The organism is Campylobacter sp. RM9328 (genome assembly GCF_012978615.1).
This window is the reverse complement of the sequence record NZ_LIWF01000048.1, coordinates 1-1,240: the sequence shown is the minus strand read 5'-3', so window position 1 is coordinate 1,240 and position 1,240 is coordinate 1. Positions and strand designations below refer to the sequence as shown.

Here is a 1,240-nt window from a genome sequence, read left to right as displayed (position 1 = left end):
ACCTACATTTTTGTTTTTACCGTTTAAATAGCCAAGTCCATTGAGCATACTCATGAACTGCTCGCTTAGACCCGTGATATTACCTGCGCTATCGGTCACCCACATGAAATTAGCGATTTCATTGAGTTTATCGATGTCGATATCAGCAGAACCGCCAGTCATTTTACGAATTATCTCTTTATCTTGCGGGGTGAATTTAGACGCAAGAAGCTTAAAAAGTAGGGTTTGGTTAAAGCTATCAACTTTTGCTTTTGCGTAAGCTAATTGTTGATCTTTGGAGTGAAGCATAAGTTCACGTTGCTGTAACATATTGTTAAGATAACCACTTTTTTGACTATTACCCTGATGAGAATTAAAAACGGCATTTGCACCAGTAGTTATTACTTGAGCATAACCGACCCTAGCTTCAGTTGAAACGCCAAGAACATTTGCAAGCATACCGACCTTAACACCTTTTTTAAATTTATTTAAAAGACCTTTTGCTACTTTAACAACAGGGCTTAAAGTAGCAAGAAGCAAAGCACCCGCAATTTCTAGAATACGGTGTAAAACAGCTTCTTGAGCTTGAATATAAAGCATTAGAGCCGAGCTAAACATAATTGTAATACCCGAGTTTATAGCGTCTTTTAAAATCCCGTCATCCATGCCGTTGGCTTTTAACCTAGTTAAAACCTCACTATAAGCAACGTTGTAAGTAAGGTCTTCAAACATTTCATCAATACCAAGTTTTAAAACACGACTTGCGTTACTTTCTGACATTGTTTAACCCTTGCTCTTGAAAAATTTTATCTTGCTCTTGCATAAATTCTCTATCAATATCACCTGGAGAAGGGATATTCCACAAAAAATAAAAAAGACACGCAAACAAGAAAGTAATAACTATATCCATAAATAAAGCAAAATTAGAACGCATAGTATCCTCCTTTTAAATATACTCTTTATCAATTTCACTAGCATAAGGAACTTTAAACAACTCCCCGATATCAGGCAAATCACCAAACAAATCATTAATATCAGAATAGCTTATATTACTTTCTGTCATTGTTTAACCCTTGCTCTTGCTGTTCCATCATATTACGTAAAGTTTCACTAGGAAATTCAATAGAATAATCAATAAAAACATGAATAATAAAAAAGCAACAAAGAAAAATAATCAAACATAAAATTAAAAAATATAAATTGTTTTTCATAAAAATTCCTATTTTTGAAATTTACGTAAAGTTTCACTAGGAAACTCAAT

The 1,240-nt window shown here is 33.4% G+C and carries 2 protein-coding genes; both read right to left on the bottom strand.

The annotated features are described in order from the left end of the window. Positions 1–759 (bottom strand): hypothetical protein (locus CCAL9328_RS10580; protein WP_170000629.1); only part of this gene is annotated, 759 nt, incomplete at its 3' end. Beyond that, positions 746–913 (bottom strand): hypothetical protein, encoded by a 168-nt coding sequence (locus tag CCAL9328_RS10575; protein WP_170000628.1) that lies wholly within the window; start codon positions 911–913, stop codon positions 746–748. The genes CCAL9328_RS10575 and CCAL9328_RS10580, both read right to left, overlap by 14 nt. Positions 914–1,240: the final 327 nt, after the last annotated feature.

Bases quoted from the DNA above. Each gene is read 5' to 3' on its own strand.
- CCAL9328_RS10575 (WP_170000628.1), bottom strand. From the start codon at position 913: ATGCGTTCTAATTTTGCTTTATTTATGGATATAGTTATTACTTTCTTG.